The 22379-nt window shown below is 48.8% G+C and carries 16 protein-coding genes; 7 read left to right on the top strand and 9 right to left on the bottom strand.

Annotation, left to right across the window (positions count from 1 at the left end):
- Positions 1-30 precede the first annotated feature (30 nt).
- A complete protein-coding gene (locus ACDE64_RS20125; protein WP_411348043.1) occupies positions 31-990 on the bottom strand; it encodes a polysaccharide deacetylase family protein in 960 nt (319 codons plus the stop codon).
- A gap of 465 nt (positions 991-1455) precedes the next feature.
- Between ACDE64_RS20125 and ACDE64_RS20120 the strand changes: the two genes are divergently transcribed.
- Positions 1456-2025, top strand: coding sequence for a CueP family metal-binding protein (locus ACDE64_RS20120; protein ID WP_411348042.1), 570 nt, complete (start codon positions 1456-1458; stop codon positions 2023-2025).
- A gap of 172 nt (positions 2026-2197) precedes the next feature.
- Here ACDE64_RS20120 and ACDE64_RS20115 read toward each other — a convergent pair whose 3' ends face one another.
- The gene (locus ACDE64_RS20115; protein WP_411348041.1) at positions 2198-5368 is read right to left on the bottom strand and encodes an alpha-mannosidase; all 3171 of its coding nucleotides are present in this window, start codon (positions 5366-5368) and stop codon (positions 2198-2200) included.
- A gap of 460 nt (positions 5369-5828) precedes the next feature.
- Between ACDE64_RS20115 and ACDE64_RS20110 the strand changes: the two genes are divergently transcribed.
- Together ACDE64_RS20110 and ACDE64_RS20105 are read left to right on the top strand one after the other, a co-directional pair.
- Positions 5829-6722: a DMT family transporter gene (locus tag ACDE64_RS20110; RefSeq protein WP_411348040.1), complete on the top strand. Its 894-nt coding sequence runs from the start codon at positions 5829-5831 to the stop codon at positions 6720-6722.
- Between the two features lie 46 nt (positions 6723-6768).
- The gene (locus ACDE64_RS20105) at positions 6769-6987 is read left to right on the top strand and encodes a hypothetical protein (protein ID WP_411348039.1); all 219 of its coding nucleotides are present in this window, start codon (positions 6769-6771) and stop codon (positions 6985-6987) included.
- A 26-nt stretch (positions 6988-7013) separates the two neighbouring features.
- On the opposite strand, the gene ACDE64_RS20100 is transcribed toward ACDE64_RS20105, so the two are convergent.
- Entirely contained in the window at positions 7014-7709 is a 696-nt protein-coding gene (locus ACDE64_RS20100) for an ArsR/SmtB family transcription factor (protein WP_411343846.1), read from the bottom strand.
- A 196-nt stretch (positions 7710-7905) separates the two neighbouring features.
- Between ACDE64_RS20100 and ACDE64_RS20095 the strand changes: the two genes are divergently transcribed.
- A complete protein-coding gene (locus tag ACDE64_RS20095; protein WP_411348038.1) occupies positions 7906-10002 on the top strand; it encodes a Na+/H+ antiporter in 2097 nt (698 codons plus the stop codon).
- A gap of 231 nt (positions 10003-10233) precedes the next feature.
- On the opposite strand, the gene ACDE64_RS20090 is transcribed toward ACDE64_RS20095, so the two are convergent.
- A complete protein-coding gene (locus ACDE64_RS20090; RefSeq protein WP_411348037.1) occupies positions 10234-10956 on the bottom strand; it encodes an HAD family hydrolase in 723 nt (240 codons plus the stop codon).
- Positions 10957-11432: 476 nt separating this feature from the next.
- Here ACDE64_RS20090 and ACDE64_RS20085 point away from each other — a divergent pair, with 476 nt between their 5' ends.
- The gene (locus ACDE64_RS20085) at positions 11433-12989 is read left to right on the top strand and encodes a Ppx/GppA family phosphatase (RefSeq protein ID WP_411348036.1); all 1557 of its coding nucleotides are present in this window, start codon (positions 11433-11435) and stop codon (positions 12987-12989) included.
- Here the strand turns inward: ACDE64_RS20085 and ppk1 are convergent.
- From ppk1 to ACDE64_RS20065, 4 genes are all read right to left on the bottom strand, one after another.
- Positions 12922-15066, bottom strand: a complete 2145-nt coding sequence (ppk1, locus tag ACDE64_RS20080; RefSeq protein ID WP_411348035.1) for a polyphosphate kinase 1 — start codon at positions 15064-15066, stop codon at positions 12922-12924. The genes ACDE64_RS20085 and ppk1 overlap by 68 nt on opposite strands.
- A gap of 152 nt (positions 15067-15218) precedes the next feature.
- On the bottom strand, positions 15219-15437 hold the full coding sequence (locus ACDE64_RS20075; RefSeq protein ID WP_411343841.1) for a hypothetical protein: 219 nt from the start codon (positions 15435-15437) through the stop codon (positions 15219-15221).
- Positions 15438-15690: 253 nt separating this feature from the next.
- Positions 15691-16680: a polysaccharide deacetylase family protein gene (locus ACDE64_RS20070; RefSeq protein WP_411348034.1), complete on the bottom strand. Its 990-nt coding sequence runs from the start codon at positions 16678-16680 to the stop codon at positions 15691-15693.
- Between the two features lie 99 nt (positions 16681-16779).
- Positions 16780-17664 (bottom strand): LysR substrate-binding domain-containing protein, encoded by an 885-nt coding sequence (locus ACDE64_RS20065; protein WP_411348033.1) that lies wholly within the window; start codon positions 17662-17664, stop codon positions 16780-16782.
- A gap of 183 nt (positions 17665-17847) precedes the next feature.
- Here ACDE64_RS20065 and ACDE64_RS20060 point away from each other — a divergent pair, with 183 nt between their 5' ends.
- Positions 17848-18888, top strand: a complete 1041-nt coding sequence (locus ACDE64_RS20060) for a YeiH family protein (protein WP_411348032.1) — start codon at positions 17848-17850, stop codon at positions 18886-18888.
- Positions 18889-19003: 115 nt separating this feature from the next.
- Here ACDE64_RS20060 and ACDE64_RS20055 read toward each other — a convergent pair whose 3' ends face one another.
- Positions 19004-20062, bottom strand: coding sequence for an ester cyclase (locus ACDE64_RS20055; RefSeq protein WP_411348031.1), 1059 nt, complete (start codon positions 20060-20062; stop codon positions 19004-19006).
- Positions 20063-20450: 388 nt separating this feature from the next.
- Between ACDE64_RS20055 and ACDE64_RS20050 the strand changes: the two genes are divergently transcribed.
- Positions 20451-22367 (top strand): ABC transporter substrate-binding protein, encoded by a 1917-nt coding sequence (locus tag ACDE64_RS20050; RefSeq protein WP_411348030.1) that lies wholly within the window; start codon positions 20451-20453, stop codon positions 22365-22367.
- Positions 22368-22379 lie beyond the last annotated feature (12 nt).

The following is a 22379-nucleotide window of genomic DNA, read 5'->3' as shown; positions in this document are numbered from 1 at the left end:
GAGATGTGATAAGTATAGTGTTATATTTTGCTAAAATGCGACCGGTGCTGAGCCGTCAGGATCATGATCCATGTGCAGCAGTTCCGGCAGGTTGGTGGTGGAAATGACGGTCAGGCGCTTCAGTTGATATGGATCATCGCCGGGGCGGACAAAGCCCTGATGGACGGTGAACGCCATGCGGTAACCGGATTCTTTGAGCGCATAGATCATTTGCATTCGGAAGTCACCGAATGGATAAGCAAAATATGGTGTGTCGATGCCTGCTTGCGCGCGCATGATTTTGTCATCTGCCATAAATTTGTCCTGATCCATACCTGCGGCATAATCGTCACCGCAATGGAGTGGAGCTTTGAAGTGCAGGTTGTACGTATGGCTGTTGAACTCAAATACATCGCTGCTCTCTTTCATCTCGGCACGCGATACATAGCTCGTTTTGGACGGGTTGAACGTTTGCGTCGTTGACTGGATTTTGGAGCCGACGACAAACATCGTTGCGTGAAACCCGTACTTTTTCATAATCGGATAGGCGTAGATCATATTGTTCTGGTAGCCGTCGTCAAAGCTAAGTACAACCGTATTTTCCGGCATTGTCTTTTGCTCATCGACGTATTGCTCCAGTTCTTGCAAGGTCGCGGTATGGTAGTGGTTGTCATGCAGATACTGCATATCTTTCTCAAACGCTTCCAGATTGATGATGGAATTGTTATTCGGCTCTGTGTTGTATTTTGCCGGAACGATGTAATGGTACATGAGCACAGGCACCTTGTCAGCAGTACCTTGTGGCACCACATAATCGGCTGCGAGCGCGACATTGCGTTGATCCAGCACATCGCGATGCTCCAGATAGAAGGCTTCATTTTTGGCGGCGACCCAGGAACTACATATTTTGTGGGCTACAACCGAAGATTTGGGGAAATTCACCCCGAGCACATAGACGACGAGCAGCATCGCCAGCAGGGCGAACATATACTTTTTCCAAGGCTTACGCATGCTTTTAGGTATGTCTCCTTTGATGTTAATATACGGGCAGCAAACGGCGTTGCGGCGCCAATCCTCATTTATCTTAAAACAATTGATTGTGCGAAAAGTTACATTCCGGCTGAAGAATAGTAACAGCACGGCGGTTGACTTTTGGTTTCATACATGTTTATCGGCGGACAGCCGCAGCCATTGTACCAGTTTTCGTTTTTTAGTTATATCAGAAATATATGTGAAAAGTGTGTGAGAAGGCATGAACCAGACTATGCCAAATGTAACAGCCTTTACTAGTTGTTGTTGGCTATAGTAGACAGGAGCCAGCAAACGGCACGCATCTTGATGCTGAAACGTGCTACATGTGATAGATAAAGTCTTCTTTTTGCATGGTAATGAATTACATTGTATGTAAGCTATAAGTAAAACGCCAATCAAACGAAAAAGTTTCGTTTGACCTCAATGACAAGGAGGAACATGAAGATGAAGCGCCATTCCATTGTTATGTTTGCACCCGCTGCTCTGTTGTTAGCGGTTGTGACTGCATGTAGTTCCGGTACACCAGCCGCATCGCCCACACCGACAAAAGTGAGTTCGCTTTCCCTTGCTCCTGCGCAAGTGAAGCAGCTGGTACAGCAGATCAGCAGCAAGCAAGGAGAAGGCAAGGAAGTAGAGTCCGCATCGATCACATCATATCAATTACAGGTTACGGCAAATGGACAGCAAACCCAGTATGATTTGCCAAAGGATGAATATTTCGTTTCGATTGCGCCCTATCTTCAGAAGACGCATGATTGCCAGATTCACAGTCTGACTGGCTGTCAGGGTGAGCTGACAAATCAGGAGTTTGTGCTGACGATTACAGATTCATCCGGCACCATTATAATGAATCAACAGAAGCAGGTGTCCGGCGATAACGGATTTATCGATCTATGGTTGCCGCGTAATGATACATATACCGTCAAGGTAGAACAAGACGGCAAAACGGCGGAGCAGACCATCTCGACATTTGCCAATGACGATACCTGTATATCCACAATGCAATTGAGTTAACCATTGCGCTAAGTGGATTGGGTATGAGCACAGATACAGTGTATAGAATGCAACAATGTGTAACAAAACAAATAACAAGCACCGACGCGCTTTTCCTTGTTGAAAAGAATGTCGGTGCTTGTTTTTATACTCAAATTGCGAAACGCTGATCCCATCTGATGCTATTTAGTATTTAGCGTTTGTCGTTCAACTGAATCTCGAATGTCTGGATCTCGTATGGTTCCAATACAAACTGGATGCTGTCTGCTTGCGTCCAATCTTCCTGCTCTGGCTTCTCCATCAGATTGCATTCGCGATAACTCGTAATACCCAGCTCACTATGCAGTTGCAGACGTTGACGACTGCCAGAGTAGTCGTGTACACGCAGGATGATATGACCGCTGTCTTCCGCTTTTTTGACGGCAGAGATCATGGCGGTTGCATGAGATAGCGTGAACAACGAGCGAGTGGGAGTAGCTGCGCTGCCCTCGCTATAACGAAGCGGGCTGTTTAGCGCCCATGCAGCAGGTACAGTGCCACCTTGCAACCAGTCGCCTTCATGCGGCAGCAGCGAATACGTAAATTCATGGTGCCCTTGATCGGCTTCTATGTCTGGATGGATGGCGCATTTGATCAGCGACAGACGCAGCACATTATGTTTGATATCGTAGCCGTATTTGCAATCGTTTAACAGACTGACACCATAGCCGCGGTCGGACAAGTCTGCCCACTGGTGACCAACCGATTCGAAGCGTGCAGTATCCCAGCTCGTATTCCAATGGGTTGGGCGCTTCACATTGCCGTACTGAATATCGTATGTCGCTTCGGTAGAACGCACATTGACCGGGAAGGCGACTTTTAACAATTGCTGACGTTCCTGCCAATCGGCTTCGGTCACAAAGTCGATGCGGCGGTCATCCGCGTATACAATCATCTGCTGGCGAATCGTCGATTGTCCTACGCTCCATACAAACTGGATCACCGTGCGTAGCATGCCGGTTTCCAGCACTTCGGTATGGGTGAGCTGCTGTACTTCTTTCATTTTCTCCTGATAATAAATATCGATATCCCACGCATCAAAATTCAGCGGCTTATCCTCGAACAATTGCAGCACATTGCCTTTGGCTCCATCTGCTAGCACCTCACGGTCTGCCTGACGATCATATAGTCTTGTTAATTGACCATATTCATTCCATTCCAACTCGTAAAATGGCGTCAGAACGCGCTGCTGCTCCACCGTAAATGGAGACGCGTATTCCGTCGTGTCCGTAGCAGAATCCAGTGTGATCGTCGTGTAGCCAAGGGAAGGTACTTCTTTTACATGCACGACCCAATGATCATGCTTGAGCTGGGCAGACAGTGCATTGCCGTGAGCATCTGTCCAACTGCCGGTTTGCGCCTCTGTATGTGCTGGAATGACCATCACACCATCGCTTGCCCATGGAGCAGAATTCCAGACAGTATACGTTGAAGAAGCTGACGACTGGGCGGCATCGGTATGATCTGCAACTAGCGTCTGCTGTGCCTGCCAAAGTGCATCGGTGCCGATCTGCCATGCTTCTGCATATTCCACGGTGCTGTCCTCATATACCTCGCGAATAGACGAACCGGGGATTATATCGTGGAACTGGTTGCGCAGCACGATTTTCCAGCCATCATTCAATTGCTGCTGCGGATAGGATGACCAATCTGTACTGATAGCACTTTGCCAGACATTGAGCCATTCCGCTTCCCGATACAATAGTTCCAGCTTGCGGTTCATACGTTTATTGTATGCCTGACTTGTATACGTGCCGCGATGGTATTCCAAATACAGCTCGCCATCCCAAGTGTGCACATAGCTGTCAGTATTGTTCACCGTATCCTGCAAGCGGCGGAAATAATCGCCTGCGGTGCCCGTATCCAGATGTGGCAAGCCCGGCATCCGGTCGATCCGTCGGCGCATTTCCAGCATCGTTCGATTGACGCCACCACCGCCGTCGCCGTATCCATACGAGACGAGCAGTTCACGGTTCATTTCTTTGTCACGATATGCTTCCCAGCTGCCCTTGATCGTCTTCGGTACGAGTTGACCATTATACGTGTAAAACCATGAGCCTGGCTCTGACCATGGCTCAGTCGTTGTAATAAAATGGGTCAGTACTTCGGAACCGTCAATGCCGCGCCAGTGAAAAGTATCATGCGGCATCCGGTTGTACTGATTCCAGCTAATCTTGGTCGTCATAAACGTATGAATGCCGGACTTTTTCAAAATCTGCGGCAATGCCCAGCTATAGCCGAACACATCGGGCAGCCACAGATAGTCATTTTCCACGCCAAACTCTTCACGGAAAAAGCGCGTACCGAGCAGCAGCTGACGAGTCAGCGATTCGCCGCTAGTCAGGTTACAGTCCGCTTCCAGCCACATAGCACCGCCTGCTTCCCAGCGACCTTCGGCAATCTTTTGCTTGATCTGTTCATATAGCTCTGGTGCATCCTGCTTCACATAGTCATACAATTGTGGCTGAGTTTGCAAAAAGACATATTCCGGGAACTTGTCCATCAGCCGCATAACGGTAGAGAAGGAACGAATCGCCTTTTCACGCGTATGCTTGAGTCGCCATAACCAAGCGACATCGATATGCGTATGACCAAGCGCCGTTAGCTTGACCGAAGAATGCTTGCCAATTTCGCTAATCATCTGCTCTAATCGTTCGCTCGCTTCGGAAACGCTCTCATAAAATACATCTGATCCCGGCTCCGTCCAGTCGATCAGGCGAAAGGCACGATCCACCGCGCGCAGCAGATCGGCGCGCTCTGGTGCATGTTCATCCAGCACCGCAATCGTCTCGATGACCGTCATGCCGGTATAATACAGATTGTCCGCTGCTTCATCCAGCCAGCACAGTTCGGCTGTTTTCAGTTGATGTGTTTGCAAGCGTGGTTGTCCGCCGCCTTCCAGCCCCGTCCACAAACGAAAGGTCAACTGCTGCGTCTGTCCGGCAGCAGTATCCGGTAGAAAGACCTCCATGTGATTGGAATCCACACCTTGATACGGCTGACCGTTCACATACAGCAACGATTCAAAGCCAGAATTGGTGCCACCGCCTGTTTTGCCAAAATGAAAACGTCCGAGAATCTGCTTGCCCTGCCATTGTGCAGGTACATCTACACTTGCTGCGAGCCATAAATAGCGGTCGCGTCCGCTCCAGCTATCGCCCAGATTCATCGTTGTCCATTGTTCATCTGGCTGCGGTGCCGCTCCGTGAATCTGTTGACCTTCGTCTTCCAACGCCTGAAAAGAAGAGAATATAATGGCTTCCCGATAACGATAACCGTCCAGCTCACGCAGACGGGATGTGATCTTTTGCTCTGTCAAAAACATACCTTCACTCCTTGATCATTGGTAGATTTCCGTTACTCAATCGGTGAATACATTCGTATGCCTGTGCAATAGTTGGGGTAGATCATTACGGTTTCTTCGATATCATATTGTCATAGGAAACATTCCAGCACAATATGTCATCTCTGAAGTCCGCAGAACACTGCAAATACGACATACCTGTGTGTGTATAGAATCTTAAAAACGCGGAGCATACAGCTATTCTGCGTTGTATCAGAGCAAAAGCTACATATTTCTCGTATTTTATGATTCCTAGCCAAATGGAATCCACATTTCGATCACGACTGAAGATGTCTCACGATATAATCATGTCAGCGCGTAGCAAATATGACGTTTGCAACATATAAATGGGTAATGACATACCATCTATATGATGCGGAATGATGCTTATTCGGCAGTTGCATGATGCGTCTGCTGAAGCATAACTAAAGGAGAGAAATAGATGAATCGGATTCACATGCTGGTATTGATTGTATTGACTACCTTCCTGATGGGGTCATCCTTTGCTATCGGGAAAATGGGATTGGTGTACGCATCGCCACTACTGCTGGCAGGTGTACGCTTTCTCATTGCTGGGCTTATTATGGCGGTGCTAGTGCGTGTGCTGCGTCAGCCACATCCGAACAACGCGGCAGACTGGGGGAAAATGCTGCTGATCGGTGCTTTTCAGACGGCAGGTGTGATGGGCTGTGTGTTTATTAGTTTGCGCACGATTACGGCAGGGGAATCGTCGATTCTGACATTTACCAATCCGCTGCTGGTGGTCGTGTTTGGCACCTTGTTTGCTGGTATGCGTTATCGGTGGTATCAGTGGATCGGTGTGCTGTTGGGGCTGATCGGGGTGAGTATTACGGTCGGTGCCCAGCTGCAATGGAAGATCGGTCTAGTGTTCGGTCTGGCTTCCGCGGTATCCTGGGCAACGGCGACACTGCTTGTGAACCGCTGGGGTAGCGGGTTGAACACATGGGTGCTATCGGCGTACCAGATGCTGGGTGGTGGGGTGATCTTGCTAGTGTGTAGTCCGTTGTTAGAGCAGCCGTTTTTCATCTGGACAGGCGCATCAGTTTTGATCTTGTTATGGCTGAGTCTGATGTCTTCGATTGTACAGTTTGCGGGCTGGTATTATGTACTACAAAACAGTGATCCGGGGCGTACGAGTGCCTTTCTGTTTTTGGCACCGTTTTTCGGCGTATTGACTGGATGGTTGCTGTTGGGTGAGTCTTTGTATCCGTCGCTGATTACAGGTGGAATATGTATTCTGGCGGGGATCTATCTGGTGAATCGACGCTTTGGCACGAGGGAAGTGCCTCAGTTGCAAGGAGAAAGTGATCGTTGATTGCCTGTGATGCAAAGTTAACTATTTTGGCGAGATAAACGATAATTTGCGACGCGACGAACGACGAACGACGAACGACGAACGACGAACGACGAACGACGAACGACGAACGACGAACGACGAACGACGAACGACGAACGACGAACGACGAACGACGAACGACGAACGACGAACGACGAACGACGAACGACGAACGACGAAAAAAGCAGGACGGAGAATGATTCGCCGTACTGCTCTTTTTGTAATGTCTGGTGTTGAAAATTAGCGGCGAATCATCCGTCCAACCTTTGCTTAACGAACATCTAGCTGCACGCCGAAATGCCGATCAAACGCAGCCTGCCCAGCGCCAGTCACCGTTACCGCTCGAATGCCCGGCACGCGTTCAATCCAACCATGATCCAGACACAGATGCAGCAGCCCGAATCCAAGTGCACCGCCCAGATGATGCTGACGCTCACTCCAATCGAGACAAGCATGGGCAAAAGCGCGGCGTTTGCGTCGCAGTTGCGGTACATCCATACCGAGCCTAGCAAAAAAGTCTTCTCCTGTCGTACTGATCTCAAACTCGCCATCTGTAGCTACTAGATGCCCGTGTTGCACCAGCGCCGTTGTCAGCGTCACACCTAGCTGCCCTGCCAGATGATCGTAGCAAGTACGCCCGTAGCGTAGCCGATCCATTTGCTGGGATTGTGTTAACGAGCGCACTTCTGGCACTGGGCAGATAGCGAGGAATTGCTCTAGTGTCTGCGCCATCTCACGGCTGGATAAACGATAGTAGCGATAGCGACCGTGCTTTTCCATACTGACCCAGCCTTGTTCGTTCAGACGCGCTAGATGGAAGCTGGCAGTTTGCGGTGTGATTGAGGCGGCATGAGCCAGCTCGCCAGCAGTATGAAATCGTCCGTCGAGCAGCGCGGTCAGCATATTGGCACGCGAAGGCTCGCCCAGAATGACGGCAACATTGGATATATTGGAATGAAGGGTCATGATACTTGCTCCTTTTTGTAGAGATACATTCATATTTCGATACTTATTTAATTATAGTATACATAGAAAAGCAAACCTATACAGCATCCGTTTCTCTACTTGCCTAGCATGGTAAAATAAAGATAGATCTGACAACCGACTGAATGCTGTGTTGATCGGCGGGGCAATCTTCCGCCATTATCGAAAGGGGAGAGCTATGGAGCATTTTATTGCAGTGCTTGTTATTTTATTTTTTATCGGCATCTCCAACGTGCTGAATCGGCTAGTCCCCTTTGTACCGGTGCCACTATTCCAAATTGTACTTGGAATCGGGGTTGCCTTATTCGGGTTAAAGGTGGAGCTGAACCCGGAGCTATTTTTGGTGCTGTTTATCGCGCCGCTATTGTATAACGATGCACGTCAGACGCCGCGTAATGAGCTATGGCATCTGCGGGTGCCGATTATTTTGCTGGCGTTTGGCTTGGTATTTGTGACCGTCATTGTCGGCGGGTATGCGATCCATTATCTGATTCCAAGTATTCCGCTTCCGGCTGCATTCGCGCTGGCGGCGATTTTGTCACCGACGGATGCGGTAGCGGTTGGCTCACTGGCGAAACGGATTCATTTGCCGGGTTCGATTCATCGGCTGTTAGAGGGTGAATCGTTGCTGAATGACGCTTCCGGACTGGTTGCGTTCAAATTTGCAGTTGCCGCTATGGTAACGGGTACCTTTTCCCTCTGGCAGGCGTCTCTGAATTTCCTGCTAGTTGCGCTGGGCGGCTTGGCGATTGGAACGCTGGCATCGTTTGTGCTCATTCGCTGTCAGGTGATGGTGCGTAAATGGGGGATGGAGGATATTACCGTCCATGTGCTGTGGCAGATTTTGACTCCGTTTGTCATTTATTTGCTCGCGGAGGAAGTAGGGGTATCTGGTATCCTGGCAGTCGTCGCAGGCGGTATCGTCTATGCGATGGAAAAAGATCGCGCCGAATCGGTACAGCTCAAAATGCAGATTGTCTCGACAAGTACATGGTCGGTCATTGTGTATACGCTGAACGGATTAGTATTTATGATTCTCGGGTTGCAGATTCCAGAAGTGATGGGCAGCATTTTCACCAATCCAGAGTTCAATAATGGGCTCGTATTAGGCTATGTGGCGCTCATTACGCTACTGCTGTATGTGCTGCGATTTATCTGGATTTATTGTTATTGGAACGTTCGTTATGTCATGAGTCGTCAGATGGATGATAAACGTCCAGATGTACGCGGGATTTTGTTAACATCGTTATCGGGGGTGCGGGGCGCGCTAACATTGGCGGCTGCCTTTTCGATTCCGTATGTGCTGGATGACAATTCGGCATTTCCGCAGCGGGAATTGATTCTGTTCATCGCCGCAGGCGTGATTTTGCTGTCACTGGTGCTGGCAAGTCTGCTGCTGCCATTACTGTCTCCTACACCAGAGGCGACGGAGATGACACCAGCAGATGTTGCAGGGCAGAACAAGATGCGGCGCAAATTTGCCGAAGACCAGATTCGGATGAAAATTCTGTCTGCAGCTGTGCAATCGGTCGAATCCAGTACGAATGATTCTAACCGTGATGCTGCCAAAATGCTGATCTCGGACATTACGCAGTACATGTTCAAGCAGAATAGCTTGCAGCCAGCAACGCTACTGCACGATGCGAACTTGAATCAGCAGGAGATCGAGATGTACATGACCGCGATTCAGGCGGAGCGTAAAGTGGCACGTCAGATGCGGGATAACGGTGAGATTACGCCAGAGTTGGCAATGGAATTTGAATACCGGCTGGATCGCATTCAGAATGTGTTGACTGATCGGATGGATACAGGGATTGCTGAATGTGTGGACAAATGGAAAGGGATGCTGCCGATGCACGTACCCGTACCAATTGGTCCTGCCAAAGATGCGGAGAACGACGAGCAGCCTGATAGCGAAGTTGTTCCGATCAGCAAACTGGACAAAATCCGCATGCTCAAGCATCTCAAGCTGCAATCCTGTCCGGCAGCGATTGAGGCGATTCGCAGTCGCATGACTGACCAGAATGAGGAAGCAGCAGAGAAAGTCATTTCTCGCTATCGCAAAATTATGAGCTCCATCCAATATTTTAACGAAAAGATCGCCCCGGATATTACCCTGGATGAGAATAAGCTCAACCTGATCACTAGCGCCGTGCAAAATCAGCGCGATACGGTACAGGAATTGTACGAAAGCGGTGAGATCGACCGGCAGTATGCGCGTAAGATGCGCAGTTTTGTTCAGGATTTGGAGAAATGGATTCTGATGGAGACGTAAGCTACGACATCGTACAATAGATAGAACAGAAGCAGCATATTTCCTTGCATATGCCTCATCTCTGACTGTACGTGTCAGTAACTTTCCCTGAAAATTAGACTTTTAACGGTAAAGATGGTAAATTATTGTGCATAGAGACCATACTGTGCAAAAAGAACCGGAACAATGCGTTCCGGTTCTTTTTTATGTTCCTATGTGATTGTAGGTGGCTGGAACGACTGGAACATATGCTTATTTCCCCGCCGTCTTCGCCCAAATCGCCTTCACCACATCCAGCACACTATCGTCCTTATCTACCACATAATCCGGCTGAAACTCCGCATCGCTTGGAATAGTCTGCTGATGGCGATTGATCCAGATCGAATACCAGCCTGACTGCTTGGCGCCGACGACATCGTTAGTATATGAGTCGCCGAGATAATACGTATCGGACGGCTGAATGTGCATGCCCTGCTCGACGGCACGGAAAATGCCCGGATCAGGCTTGGCGATGCCGACTTTGCCCGAAATGAACACATCCTGCGGCTGTACCCAGCGCTCCATACGCAGCTGCCGTACTTTGTCCGCCTGATGCTGAGCGGGACCGTTCGTAATGATTCCGATCCGTAGCCCCTGATCACGCGCAAAATTCAATGCTTCTTCCATCCGTGGGTCGACGCGTAGTCGCTGCTGATTGTCCGCATAACACTGTTGAAAGCTAATCGCTTCTTCCTCTGGAATATCAATTCCGAGATCGGCAAAGGCGTGCGTGATCCGATAAATATGCATCTGCTGATCAGTCATATCGCCACGACTGACCTGCTCAAACACCTCATCACTATACAATCGACTGCGAATGAACAGATCATCCAGTGAGCAATCATACTTGTATTTACCAAACGTATGCCGGTACGCTTCTCCAAACGGTTCCAGCTGATTGTATAACGTATCATCTACATCGAATATGAGATTCATTTCTATAATCCTCCTGTAAAATAACCGGTCCAGTATGGTAGCCATGGTTAGAGTGGGCGCGTCTATCCCGTACTTGACGAAAGGAAAACTTGCCGTTGTATTAGGTAGTCCGTTAGACGGTTTGACGCGAATGGTGCTGGTTGAAGCAACTACATAAAGTGACGTATATAGCGCCGTATGCAATGATATCATCATTATGGCACTTTTTGCACAATAGTATTTACCCTCATTTGATTGTTTTCCTATCATACACTGCTACTGCAAGTGTTTGCACATCGGAAAGTGGGGGTAAGCCATTGTATTGTATACCCGCGCCAATTAAGATAGACTGTAACCGTGATTCATTGTAGAACATGGACAGTATTTGGGTATCAATAGCATGAGGGATGAGCAGAACGGTACGGAATCATCCAGCCTGACTATCGACAGGAGGCACACATGGCACCCTGCCAAGCCCGCAGAGACAGGAGGATACTATGCACAATTCATCGAAGCAAAGCCGTGTCGGCATTATGGATATCGGGTCTAACTCGATTCGACTGGTCATTTATGAGAATGGAAGCGGTATGGGCTTTAAAGTACTGAAAGAATGCCGGGAATCGGCGCGACTGAGCGCTATCGTTACACCGGAAGGTGTGATGCCACTGGAGTCGGTCAGCCAGATCGTACCGGTGCTGCGTCAGTTTGCTGAAGTTAGTCGGGCATATGAAGTAAGCGAGATTCGTGCGGTGGCAACAGCGGCGATTCGCAATGCAGTCAATGGCGAGCAAGTGATCCAGTATTTGAATCAGGAAACTGGACTTGCGATCGAATTGCTGCCGGGCGAGATGGAAGGGCATTATGGCTTTCTTGGCGTTGTGAACCGGATCGATATTCGAGACGGCTTTATTATCGATATTGGTGGTGGTAGTACAGAGATTACGCTGTTTCAGGAGCGTAAACGCATCTCCAGCGTGTCATTCCCATTTGGTGCGGTCAATATGAATGTCCGCTTCGGCGGCAAGCAGGAAGGGCGCTGGGACGAGAAAGCAATATCGGGACTGGAAACGATGGTGATGAAAGCAGCCAACGAACATCCGTGGATTAGCCAGCATCCCGGGCTGCCGATGGTCGGTCTAGGCGGTACGATCCGTGCGATTGGTAAAATGCATCAGCGCAAACGCAAATATTCGATGGAGCAGATTCATCAATACCAGCTGCAAGCAGAAGATACGGATTATTATTACCAGCAGTTGCCGTCCATGACCAATGAAGAACGCAAACGTATCGCTGGTCTGAGCAAAAACCGTACGGATATTATCGTGCCGGGCACGATCATTTTGCGAACATTGTTCCGTCATATGCAGTGTGCGCACTATGTGATCAGTGGTAGCGGTCTACGCGACGGTCTGTATTTTGAATGGGAACGTGGCAAAGCGAATGCTGTCTTGGACGATGTGCTGGAATACGAGATTGAATCGGTAATGGACAGCGAACCATTGCCACGCCAGCGTCATCTGCGTCAAGTCGCTGATCTGTCGGTGCAGCTATATCAGGCGTTAGGCGAAGGGCTGGATGATCCGTGGAATGTCAAATTGCTACGTACAGCTGCTCTACTGCATCAGGTGGGTATGAAGGTGAGCTACCACGATTACGAGGAGCATACCCGCTACCTATTGACGACACGCGCACTAGCAGGGCTGGATCACCGGGAAACGGTACTGGTTGCCTTTATCGCGATCTTTGGCAGCAAGGGGAAAATTAAAAAAAGACGCATTTCGGTCGAATATGCCGATATCCTGCATCCGAATGATGAGGAGCGTATTCGTCGTCTGGGCGCCTTGTTGCAACTGGCAGCATCGATGGACACGAGCGAAACACAGCCGGTGGAACGTATGCAAGCTGTACGCAAAGGAAGAGACTTCGAGCTGACCATTCAATGTCGCACCGAAGCCTCTATGGAAGTTGTTGAAATTACGGAAGCTGTTAAAGATTTGGAGAAGGAGTGGGATGTCCGAGTGCGGCTGGTGGTACGTACGGTTTCCAGGAGCTGATCTCCCACGCCTTGAACTGGCTGCGTAGCGGCGGTTCTCCATTTTTATAAAATTCATAATTGCCGCTGGGCAGCAATATTCTGGCTTTGACGTTATCTCCAAGGATAAGGTTCAGGATATTGAGCACGGCGGCTTTTGCATTTTTATCGAACAGTGGACACATTAACTCGACCCGGCGGGTCAGATTGCGAGTCATCCAGTCCGCGCTTGCCAGCCATACTTCCTGCTCACCGCCGTTGTCAAAGGCGAAGATGCGGGAATGTTCCAGATAACGATCCACGATGCTGCGAACGCGCACATTCTCACTCAGTCCCGGTACGCCCGGACGCAGACAGCAGACGCCGCGCACGATCAGATCAATCTGCACACCAGCTTGTGACGCCATATACAGCTCGTCGATAATCTGCTGATTGGAGAGCGAGTTCATCTTGGCGATAATGCGTGCCGGTTTGCCTGCCCGTGCATGATCAGCTTCGCGGCGGATCAGCTCGACGAATTTGTTCATCATCGTGCTTGGCGCGACCGCAACGGCTTGCCAGTCATGCGTTTCCGTGTAGCCGGTAATATGATTGAACACTTCTGACGCATCCTCGCCGATCTGTGGATTGACGGTGAGCAGACCGACATCTGTATACAGCTTGGCAGTGGAGGCGTTGTAGTTGCCTGTACCGATATGAATATACCGACGCAGCGCGGCACCTTCGCGGCGTACGACGAGAATGACCTTGGCGTGCGTCTTCAATCCAACGAGACCGTAAACGACGTGACAGCCTGCCTTTTCCAGCATGCGCGCCCATACGATATTGCGCTCCTCATCAAAACGTGCCTTCAGTTCCACGACAACCGTGACTTGCTTACCGGATTCAGCGGCGCGAGCGAGTGAGTGGATTAGCGATGACTTGCCGCTAACCCGATACAGCGTCATTTTGATCGCCATGACATCTGGATCATCCGCCGCCTGTTCGATAAAATCGCTAATCGCATCAAACGATTCATACGGATGGTACAGCAGCACATCCCGTTCCTTGATGACACTGAAAAAGTCAGTTTCACTGCCTTCTGGAAACTCTGGCGCATAGCGCTGGATCTCCGGCGTGTAACGCAGGGAATCGCGTCCAACAATCGAATCGGAAAAGCTTAACAAAAAGCCCAGATCCAGCGGACCATCAATCTCGTATACCGCTTCACTAACATCAAATTCTTCTAACAGCTGGGCAAGTGCATACGGATGGAAGTCCTTCTGAATCTCCAATCGAACCGGCGCACTGCGTCTACGTTTGCGCAGCTGGTTCTCGATCTCTTCCATCAGATCTTCGGCATCTTCTTCGTTAATATCGAGATCTGCATTCCGCGTCAGACGGAAGGCATCGACCGCAATCGGCGTATAGCCGCCGAATAACGTCTGTATATGCTGGCAGATCAAGTCTTCAATCAGAATATATTGCTGCTTTTTACTGTTTTGGCGATGGGGAAGCACGACGGCGCGCGGCAGATTGGATGGAATCTGAATAATGGCAAAATAATACGCCTCGCCTTCTTCCGATTCCAATGCCTTGAGATTCGGATGCTCCAGCACGACCGACAGATAGACGCTTAATCCGTGTACAAGGGGAAACGGACGACTCTGGTCAACCGCCATCGGTGTTAATACCGGATAGATCACTTCATGGTAGTACGTATCTGCCGCTTTACGCTGGGTGGCGCTCAGATCGTTATAGTGAGTAAGCATAATGCCCTGTTTTACAAGTTGACGCGACAGATCCCGGTATGTACGGTACTGCTGGGCGACCATTTTCTCGACGCGTTTGGTCAATCGTTTGTATAATCCAGCGGGTGCATAACCGGTAAAATCCTTTTTTGTATATCCAGCTTTGATCTGGTTGCGGATACCGGCTACCCGTACACTCATAAACTCGTCCAGATTGCGGGAAACGATACCGAGGAACTTGATTCGTTCCAGCAGCGGTGTATCGGTATCCTGCGCTTCTTCCATAACGCGGGTATTGAACTCGATCCAGCTGAGATCCCGGTTAATATAAGTTGCTTGCGCTTGGTGATGTCCATGTTTGTTTTCCATAATGCCTCCGGTTCATGATTTTATTCCTGAATTTGCCGGGTTGTAGTGCTAGAGGTTGGTGCAGCAGAGAACCAGCAATGTCGAATGCTGCAACATTTCATCGTATGTAGCCAGTATAGCCCGTTATTGTTAACGCTGTGTAAAAACCAGCGTTAACTTTCGTTCCACAAATTAGGTCCGTCGATTCTGGCGATGGAACGTTTCTGGGTCCGACCAAAATTAAAGCTGCGCAGACGGACTTCATACCCGTCCTCATCTAGCGGCAGCGTCTTTTTCAATTGTTTGACTGTCAAGGTTGGATAACCGGGACGGGTCAGATCGATTAGAATCACACTATCGTGCAGCATATTCAGGCATTCGCCGATTGTCATGGGAAATCCTCCTGGGCAATGGTTGCGTACCGACCGTTAACAGAGACATCAAGGACGATAAGCAATGTGATGCAGAACTGCTTGTCCCTGTAGACTTTCGTCGGCTGTGTCGGTGGCATGTATTAACGTATTACCCGCTTCCTTCTATTTTGAGTGAATCTCGCTGAAATTGCAAAATACAGAATACGAAAAAAGCCCCGACAGCGATGCTTGGAAGCAGCACCGTTTCTGTCGGGACGTGGTGGATATATATTTACTGTTTCTTCTTAACCAGACTCTTATCATCCACATCCGGTAAGCTCAGTAAGTGCTTGACCGTGGTCGTAGAGGTGACATTCAATCTTGGCAAATACATCAGATCGTCGCCGGGATGGACGTAGCCGGGGCGAACGGTGAATGCCATGCGATACCCGTGTGTTTTCAGGTCATAGATCATTTGTGGGTTGTATTCGCCATATGGATAGGCGAAATATGGTGTGTCGATCCCGGTTTTGCTTTTCATCAGATCAATATCATGGTTGAACCGATTGCCGTCTTTGCCAGCCACATAGTATTCAGCGCATTGCACGAGACTTTTGTAATGCAGATTGTACGTATGACTATGGTAATCGAATACGTCTGCGGTTTTTTTCATTTCGGCGCGGGAAATGGTTGTTTTGGCAGTTGGTACGAATGTTTGCGTTTTGGCAGTCAATTTGGTACCGACGATAAAGATGTTGGCGTGGAAGCCGTATTTTTTTAGAACCGGATAAGCATAAATCACGTTATTCTGATAGCCGTCGTCAAAGGTAAGCACGACCGTCTTCTCCGGCAGTTGAATTTCACCGCGTACATATTGCTCCAATTCTTTGAGTGTGGCGGTATGATAGCCTTCGTCATGTAAATATTTCATACCCTGTTCAAATGCTTCCAGATTAATCCGGGCATTGTTCGGTTCGACATTGTATTTTTCCGGTACGACATAATGGTACATCAGCACCGCGACGTGACTGGCTTTGCCGTTAGATACGGATTTGACGACAGGAAGTTCAGCGGCGGATGCGATATGTTGATCCGCTTCCGGTGCATCGCCGTTCAAGGTCTGGAACAGGTCGTCCTGCATATCGTAGGTCGCCCGGCATGTTTCATACGAGAATGCCGAAGCGTGAGGATATTTCAGGCTCAACACATAGAAGGCAACGACGAAGGCAATCGATATGTAGAGCATGACTATGATTAGATTACGGATACGTCTCAGTTGCATGTCTTCGAAAGCTCCTTTTTGTGTGAGTTGATCCTTTGTTAAAGGTTGTCTATCTATAACATCGGACAAAGAAGGAGCATTTTTTATGTTACTAAAGAATCATAATGATGAGGAAAATAACTGTTCGATGAATACTTCATGAACTCGTGTTGATGCCATTTCTGGAGACGTGATCAAAGAAAAGTTCCGTTCCTGCTGAATGCCTTTGACTACAAGTTCTACCAATTCTCCCTGTTCAAGCTCCTTTTGCACAATACATCTGGATAGCATGGAGATGCCCAAACCTGCAAGAACAGCTTCTTTGACACCTTGACTGCTATTGAATACATACGTTTTCTTCGGCGTACAACCAGTAGTATCCAGAAGACGATCGCTAAAAGCACGCGTACCTGATCCAGGCTCGCGCAACACCCAGACTTGATTGTTCAAATTGGTGGTGTCCACAACGCGCAACGCAGCTAGTGGATGATTGGCAGCAGCTATAATGATCATCTCATCCTTTGCATAAGGGCGAATATGAAGTGAAGACAGCCAAACTTCCCCTTCAACCAGACCTAGATCCAGTCGTTGATGCTGAACCGCTTGAATAATTTCGGCTGTATTGCCAATCGTTAATTCGATATCTGCCTGCGGATATTTCATCGCAAACGTTGCCAACATACGTGGCAAGACATACTCTCCAATCGTAAAACTTGCACCGATGTGTAGGGAACCGGTCACTTTATCATGCAGTCGCATAATATCCTGCTTGGCAGCTTCATGAAGCAGGAGGATCTCTTTGGCACGACGATATAAAATGTCACCCGCCTCAGTGAGTTTGACCATTTTGGGAGAACGGTGCATGAGTGTTGCTCCGAATTCATTTTCCAAATTCCGTATATGCAAACTCACACCCGGTTGCGACAAATTCAGCAATTCTGCTGCCCGTGAGAAGTTTAACTGTTCAGCTACGGTAACAAATACACGCAATGTCTCGACAATCATGCCATCACTCCTTAACGTTATCTCATGTTGTTCATCGTACATCGCTTCCTGCTACATCGCAATGTAATCATAAGTTTTACTTATCATTGAAATAGCAGATGCGTATTTCTCTTTCTGACTGGCGCCTTTTATAGTGAATATAAGCAAAGGCATGATTGTAAGTTGAGAATAGGAGTGAACAGGATGCATACGAGTGAACAATATCTCACGAAACCGCATCAATATAAAGGATGGATTCTAGGTATAGCTATTACGTTACTCATTGCTGGCATCGCCAAATATATATCTGGTTTTCCTTTTTTGAGTGTAATGGGACAACTGGTTATTGCTATTTTGATCGGTATGATCTGGAGAAGTACGATTGGAATTCCTAATCAATGGCATGAAGGCATTTCCTTTTCAAGCAAACGATTGTTGCGTTATGGGATTATTTTGCTGGGGATGCGGTTGAATCTGCTGGATATTGTTCATGCCGGACCGAAAGTATTGATAATTGCAGTTATCAATATTGCGGTTACGATTCCCGTCGTTTATGGCATTGCTCGTTGCTTCAAAGTAGAACATCGGCTAGGCGTGCTGACCGCTTGCGGAACGGCAATTTGTGGAGCCGCGGCAGTGGTGGCGATTGCTCCCCAAATGAAGGCAACGGATGACGAGACAGCAATTGGTGCTGCTACAGTAGCGATTCTAGGTACGTTGTTTACATTGATGTACATTGTATTATATCCATGGCTTGGGTTGAGCGCTAATGGGTACGGTATATTTGCCGGAGCGACGCTGCACGAGATTGCTCATGTGATTGCAGCAGCGGCACCTGCCGGACAGGCATCGGTCGATCTGGCAGTTATCGTAAAATTAACGCGTGTAGCGTTACTAGTGCCGGTAGCGATTTTGATAGGAATTTGGACGAATGCGAGAGAACGCAAAGTCAATGCACAAGCAGTACAGGCGAGCTGGAGAGATATTCCGATTCCGTGGTTTATTGTAGGATTTCTGCTGGCAAGTGGGGTGCATACGCTAGGCATCTTGCCTGAAGCTTGGGCAGATCATATGGTGGATATTGCTTATCTATTAATTGGTATGGCTATGGCTGGATTGGGGTTAAATGTCCATTTGGCTACTTTTCGTCGGATGGGGCTACGTCCATTTGTCGCAGGATTGCTAGGTTCGATCATTTTGGCAGGATTGGGATTTGAGCTGGTGCAATGGTTGGGATTGAGCTAATAACAACGCAAAACACCTGCCTCAAAACTAGCAGGTGTTTTGCATTGTTGTGTTGCAATATAAAGGCATAGACTGAAGATGCAACCATATGCCTCAAGTAGTGTCCTGTGCTTATTTAGAACATGGTGTTGTCGTTAGCAGATTTCTCTGGGACAGGTTGAGACAGAGTCCACATTTCGGCGATTTGACCATTATCGACGCGGAAGATGTTGATGACAGAGTTGCCGCGGTCGGTGTCGCTAGTTTGCATATGGCTGTGTACGAGAACGAGATCGCCTTCGGCAATCGTGTTGCTTACGGTTGCTTTGCTATTCGGGTTGGAACGGAACTGCGTCAGATAGTGACTGATCAGGGCGCTGCGACCGTTTTGGATATCGGAGCCGTGTTGCGTGACGTTTTCACTGACGGCTTCGTTGGCGATGTCTGTGTTGTGTTCGTTAAAGAAGCTGTTAACAAAGTTGCTTACGAAGCTGGCATTTGCAGCTACTGTTGCGCGATCTGTGTCAGCAAGCTTGGCTTCGGTTGATGCCGAAGGCAGCAGATTTTGCAGAGCTGCGTCATCGGTAGTACTGCCAGCGGACTGCGATACGTCCCAATGTTCAGCGATTTTACCATCGGCAATTCGGTAAATGTCTACAACAGCGCCCGGTGCGACAGCTGTAGAAGCTGAGGTGCTTGCTGCCGATTCGGTATTGCTGGACGATTCGTTGGATTCAGTCGTACCCGGTGATGGAGTCGAAGCGGATGTGTCCGGTGTCGTGAACACAGCGACCAGATCGCCCTGACCGATCATACCGCGCATATTGACTTTGTAATCCGGGTTTTCTTTGATAAATGGCGTAAAGAACGATACGAAGCCTTCACGTCCAGTAGCGGCATACGGATTATGCTGAATATAATCTTCCGCCAGATACTGGTCGGCTTTGTCCAATTGATGACCGTTTAAAATATCGTTATACATATTCAGTACCAGCTGCTTATTGGCGATAATTTTGGCTTCTTCAGCAGATGGCGTGCTTTCTGGTGTGGTGGTCGTGCCTGTCTCCGGGGCGGTGTTGCCCGAATTTTCGGTAGCTTCCGGTGTTGTTGTACCAGGTGCTTCTGATGTACCTGAACAGGCGGACAAAATGGCGATTAGCATCAGGCTCGCCAGCAAAAGACTTGCTTTTTTCATAATGACAGCTCCTTTGATGGTTGTGATTTGCGGCAGCGAACAGCATATTCAACTCACATGATTATCTCTCGTTATATAACCATATTCCCGGTCGATGAATGGAACAAAATTGACACCGGATGATGGAAATGACGCTGCCTGAATCATACGTCCAAGCAAACAAGGCTCGCCTATCCTGCATGAAATTGGCGACATCATGGACAAGATCCTTCACCTGTATTGACGAGTAAAGGAAGGAACAGGTTGCGCTATATGGACAATTGGTACGACACTCGCCATTCTTTTCCATTGTCATTGAGAATGGTTATCATTAAAATAAAGAGAGATAGATTGCAGTGTTGCAGCCTGCATGATCGATATTTGGACTGCGGTAACAGGGGTGATGAGGATGGATATTGCGCGTTACACCGCGCTGTGGAATCAGATTTCCATGCGCGTGGATCATATAGAATATACAATGCTGGAACAGAACAAGCGGCTATCGAAGTATGAGATGCCGCTCCATGGATACATTTATGTAACCGGTGGCAGTGGTCAGCTGGTGCTGGATGATTATGTTTGCCGGATTGAGCCGTTTCATCTGCTGCACGCCGGAAAAGGGATGAAGCTGAGTCTGAGACCGGGAGCGGGCGAAGAGGGCATAGCGTGTTACTTGATCTTTTACCGACCGAACGGGGAGTGGGAAGAGCGGCAGGCGTTGCCTGATGACCTGACGCTACTGCGCACACGGTATCATTTGCAACCAGAGCAGCCGCTGGTAATGCGAGATCGCATCCTACATATGTACGATAGTCTGCGTACTGGTGATGCACTGCATCTTTATCGGGTGCACGCGCTGTTCGGGCAAATGATGTACGAGATTCTGCATCAGCTTGGCAACGAAGACCAGCAGCATATGCTTGATCCCGTTGCACAGGCGATGCGTTATATGGAAGAACATTATACAGATCCATGTACGATGGATGAACTGGCGGATCGTCTCGGATGCAGTACACGTCATCTATCGCGTCTATTTCGCAAGCAAGGCATCGGGCAAAGTCCATCGTCGTATTTACTGCATTTGCGGATGGAGCGTGCTTGTGAATTGCTGACAGTAAGCCGACTCAGTGTACAGGAGATTGCACGTAGTGTCGGGTACGAGGACGTGTATCATTTTAGCCGAATGTTCAAAAAGTACAGCGGGCTGGCGCCCGGGTTATATCGTCAGCAGCAGCGTCGTCCGAATATGCCATCTGGTAAGTCTGATTTCTCCATTGCTGCGATTGGGAATGATGTCTATATTGATAATAATTCTCAAAAAGAAAAAAGCAGTGGAGGGTCTCACATGATGTATAACTATTCGCGGCGTTCTGCCGTATGGATGCTGCTACTCAGCTTCAGTCTGTTGCTGGGTGCCTGTTCATCCGCGGCTCCGAATACAAATAGCAATGCCACCAGCGGCAATGAGTCGGTACAAAGTGCGACAGCCGAGAACGGTATGCGCACGATTCAGCACGATCTCGGTTCCACCGATGTCAAAGAAAACCCAGAGCGCATCGTCGTGCTGGAGCAGGGCTTTACCCAGACGGTTGCGGCATTGAAGGTCAAGCCTGTTGGTGTGGCGGACGATAACAAACCGGAGCGTTTCCCACAGGATACCCTTTCTTATATTGAAGGCTACACCTCGGTAGGTACGCGCTCTGAACCGAATCTGGAAGTGATTCGCACGCTCAAGCCTGATCTGATCATCGCCGATACAAGCCGTCACACCAATGTATATGATCAGTTATCTGACATTGCACCGACGATCGTTTTCAAAAATGACACTGCTAATTACGACGAGATTGTACAGTCCACTGAACAAATCGGACTCGCACTCGGCAAGGAGCAGGATGTGCAGACACTGTTGAACGACCACAAGCAGCAAATGGAGACGCTACGCCAAGCGGTGCAGCAAGGACAATCCGTGCTGATCATCGCACCGGATGAAGAGGAGAGCAATTCGTTCCAAGTACGAACGACGTCTTCGTTTCACGGTTCATTCTTGGCAGCAGCCGGACTGGATTATGCACTCAAGGACGATGCGGAAGTCAGCCAGTTGATGACGACCGAACAGCTGATGGCGATAGATCCGCAGCATTTGCTTATTTTAATCAATGAAGATAACGATTCCGTATTGGACGCGCAAAAGGATAATCCGCTCTGGAATCAATTGCAGGCGGTACAACATGGTCAAGCACACGAGGTGGAGCTGGCAACATGGTCCAGACAGCGCAGTCTGCCTGCATTGAACAACATTATGAACGAAGCAGCAGGTTATTTCTAAAATGAACAGGAG

This window comes from Paenibacillus sp. WLX2291 (assembly GCF_046603665.1).
Classification (GTDB): Bacteria; Bacillota; Bacilli; order Paenibacillales; family Paenibacillaceae; genus Saccharibacillus.
This window is presented reverse-complemented; position numbering and strand designations above follow the sequence as displayed.

Excerpts from the sequence above, each read along its gene's own strand:
- ACDE64_RS20090 (WP_411348037.1), bottom strand. The coding sequence starts at position 10,956 with ATGAATCTCATATTCGATGTAGATGATACGTTATACAATCAGCTGGAA.
- ACDE64_RS20065 (WP_411348033.1), bottom strand. The coding sequence starts at position 17,664 with ATGATTGTCGAGACATTGCGTGTATTTGTTACCGTAGCTGAACAGTTA.
- ACDE64_RS20055 (WP_411348031.1), bottom strand. The coding sequence starts at position 20,062 with ATGAAAAAAGCAAGTCTTTTGCTGGCGAGCCTGATGCTAATCGCCATT.
- ACDE64_RS20115 (WP_411348041.1), bottom strand. The coding sequence starts at position 5,368 with ATGTTTTTGACAGAGCAAAAGATCACATCCCGTCTGCGTGAGCTGGAC.
- ACDE64_RS20100 (WP_411343846.1), bottom strand. The coding sequence starts at position 7,709 with ATGACCCTTCATTCCAATATATCCAATGTTGCCGTCATTCTGGGCGAG.
- ACDE64_RS20060 (WP_411348032.1), top strand. The coding sequence starts at position 17,848 with ATGCATACGAGTGAACAATATCTCACGAAACCGCATCAATATAAAGGA.
- ACDE64_RS20050 (WP_411348030.1), top strand. The coding sequence starts at position 20,451 with ATGGATATTGCGCGTTACACCGCGCTGTGGAATCAGATTTCCATGCGC.
- ACDE64_RS20120 (WP_411348042.1), top strand. The coding sequence starts at position 1,456 with ATGAAGCGCCATTCCATTGTTATGTTTGCACCCGCTGCTCTGTTGTTA.
- ACDE64_RS20070 (WP_411348034.1), bottom strand. The coding sequence starts at position 16,680 with ATGCAACTGAGACGTATCCGTAATCTAATCATAGTCATGCTCTACATA.
- ACDE64_RS20075 (WP_411343841.1), bottom strand. The coding sequence starts at position 15,437 with ATGACAATCGGCGAATGCCTGAATATGCTGCACGATAGTGTGATTCTA.
- ACDE64_RS20095 (WP_411348038.1), top strand. The coding sequence starts at position 7,906 with ATGGAGCATTTTATTGCAGTGCTTGTTATTTTATTTTTTATCGGCATC.
- ACDE64_RS20110 (WP_411348040.1), top strand. The coding sequence starts at position 5,829 with ATGAATCGGATTCACATGCTGGTATTGATTGTATTGACTACCTTCCTG.
- ACDE64_RS20125 (WP_411348043.1), bottom strand. The coding sequence starts at position 990 with ATGCGTAAGCCTTGGAAAAAGTATATGTTCGCCCTGCTGGCGATGCTG.
- ACDE64_RS20085 (WP_411348036.1), top strand. The coding sequence starts at position 11,433 with ATGCACAATTCATCGAAGCAAAGCCGTGTCGGCATTATGGATATCGGG.
- ppk1 (WP_411348035.1), bottom strand. The coding sequence starts at position 15,066 with ATGGAAAACAAACATGGACATCACCAAGCGCAAGCAACTTATATTAAC.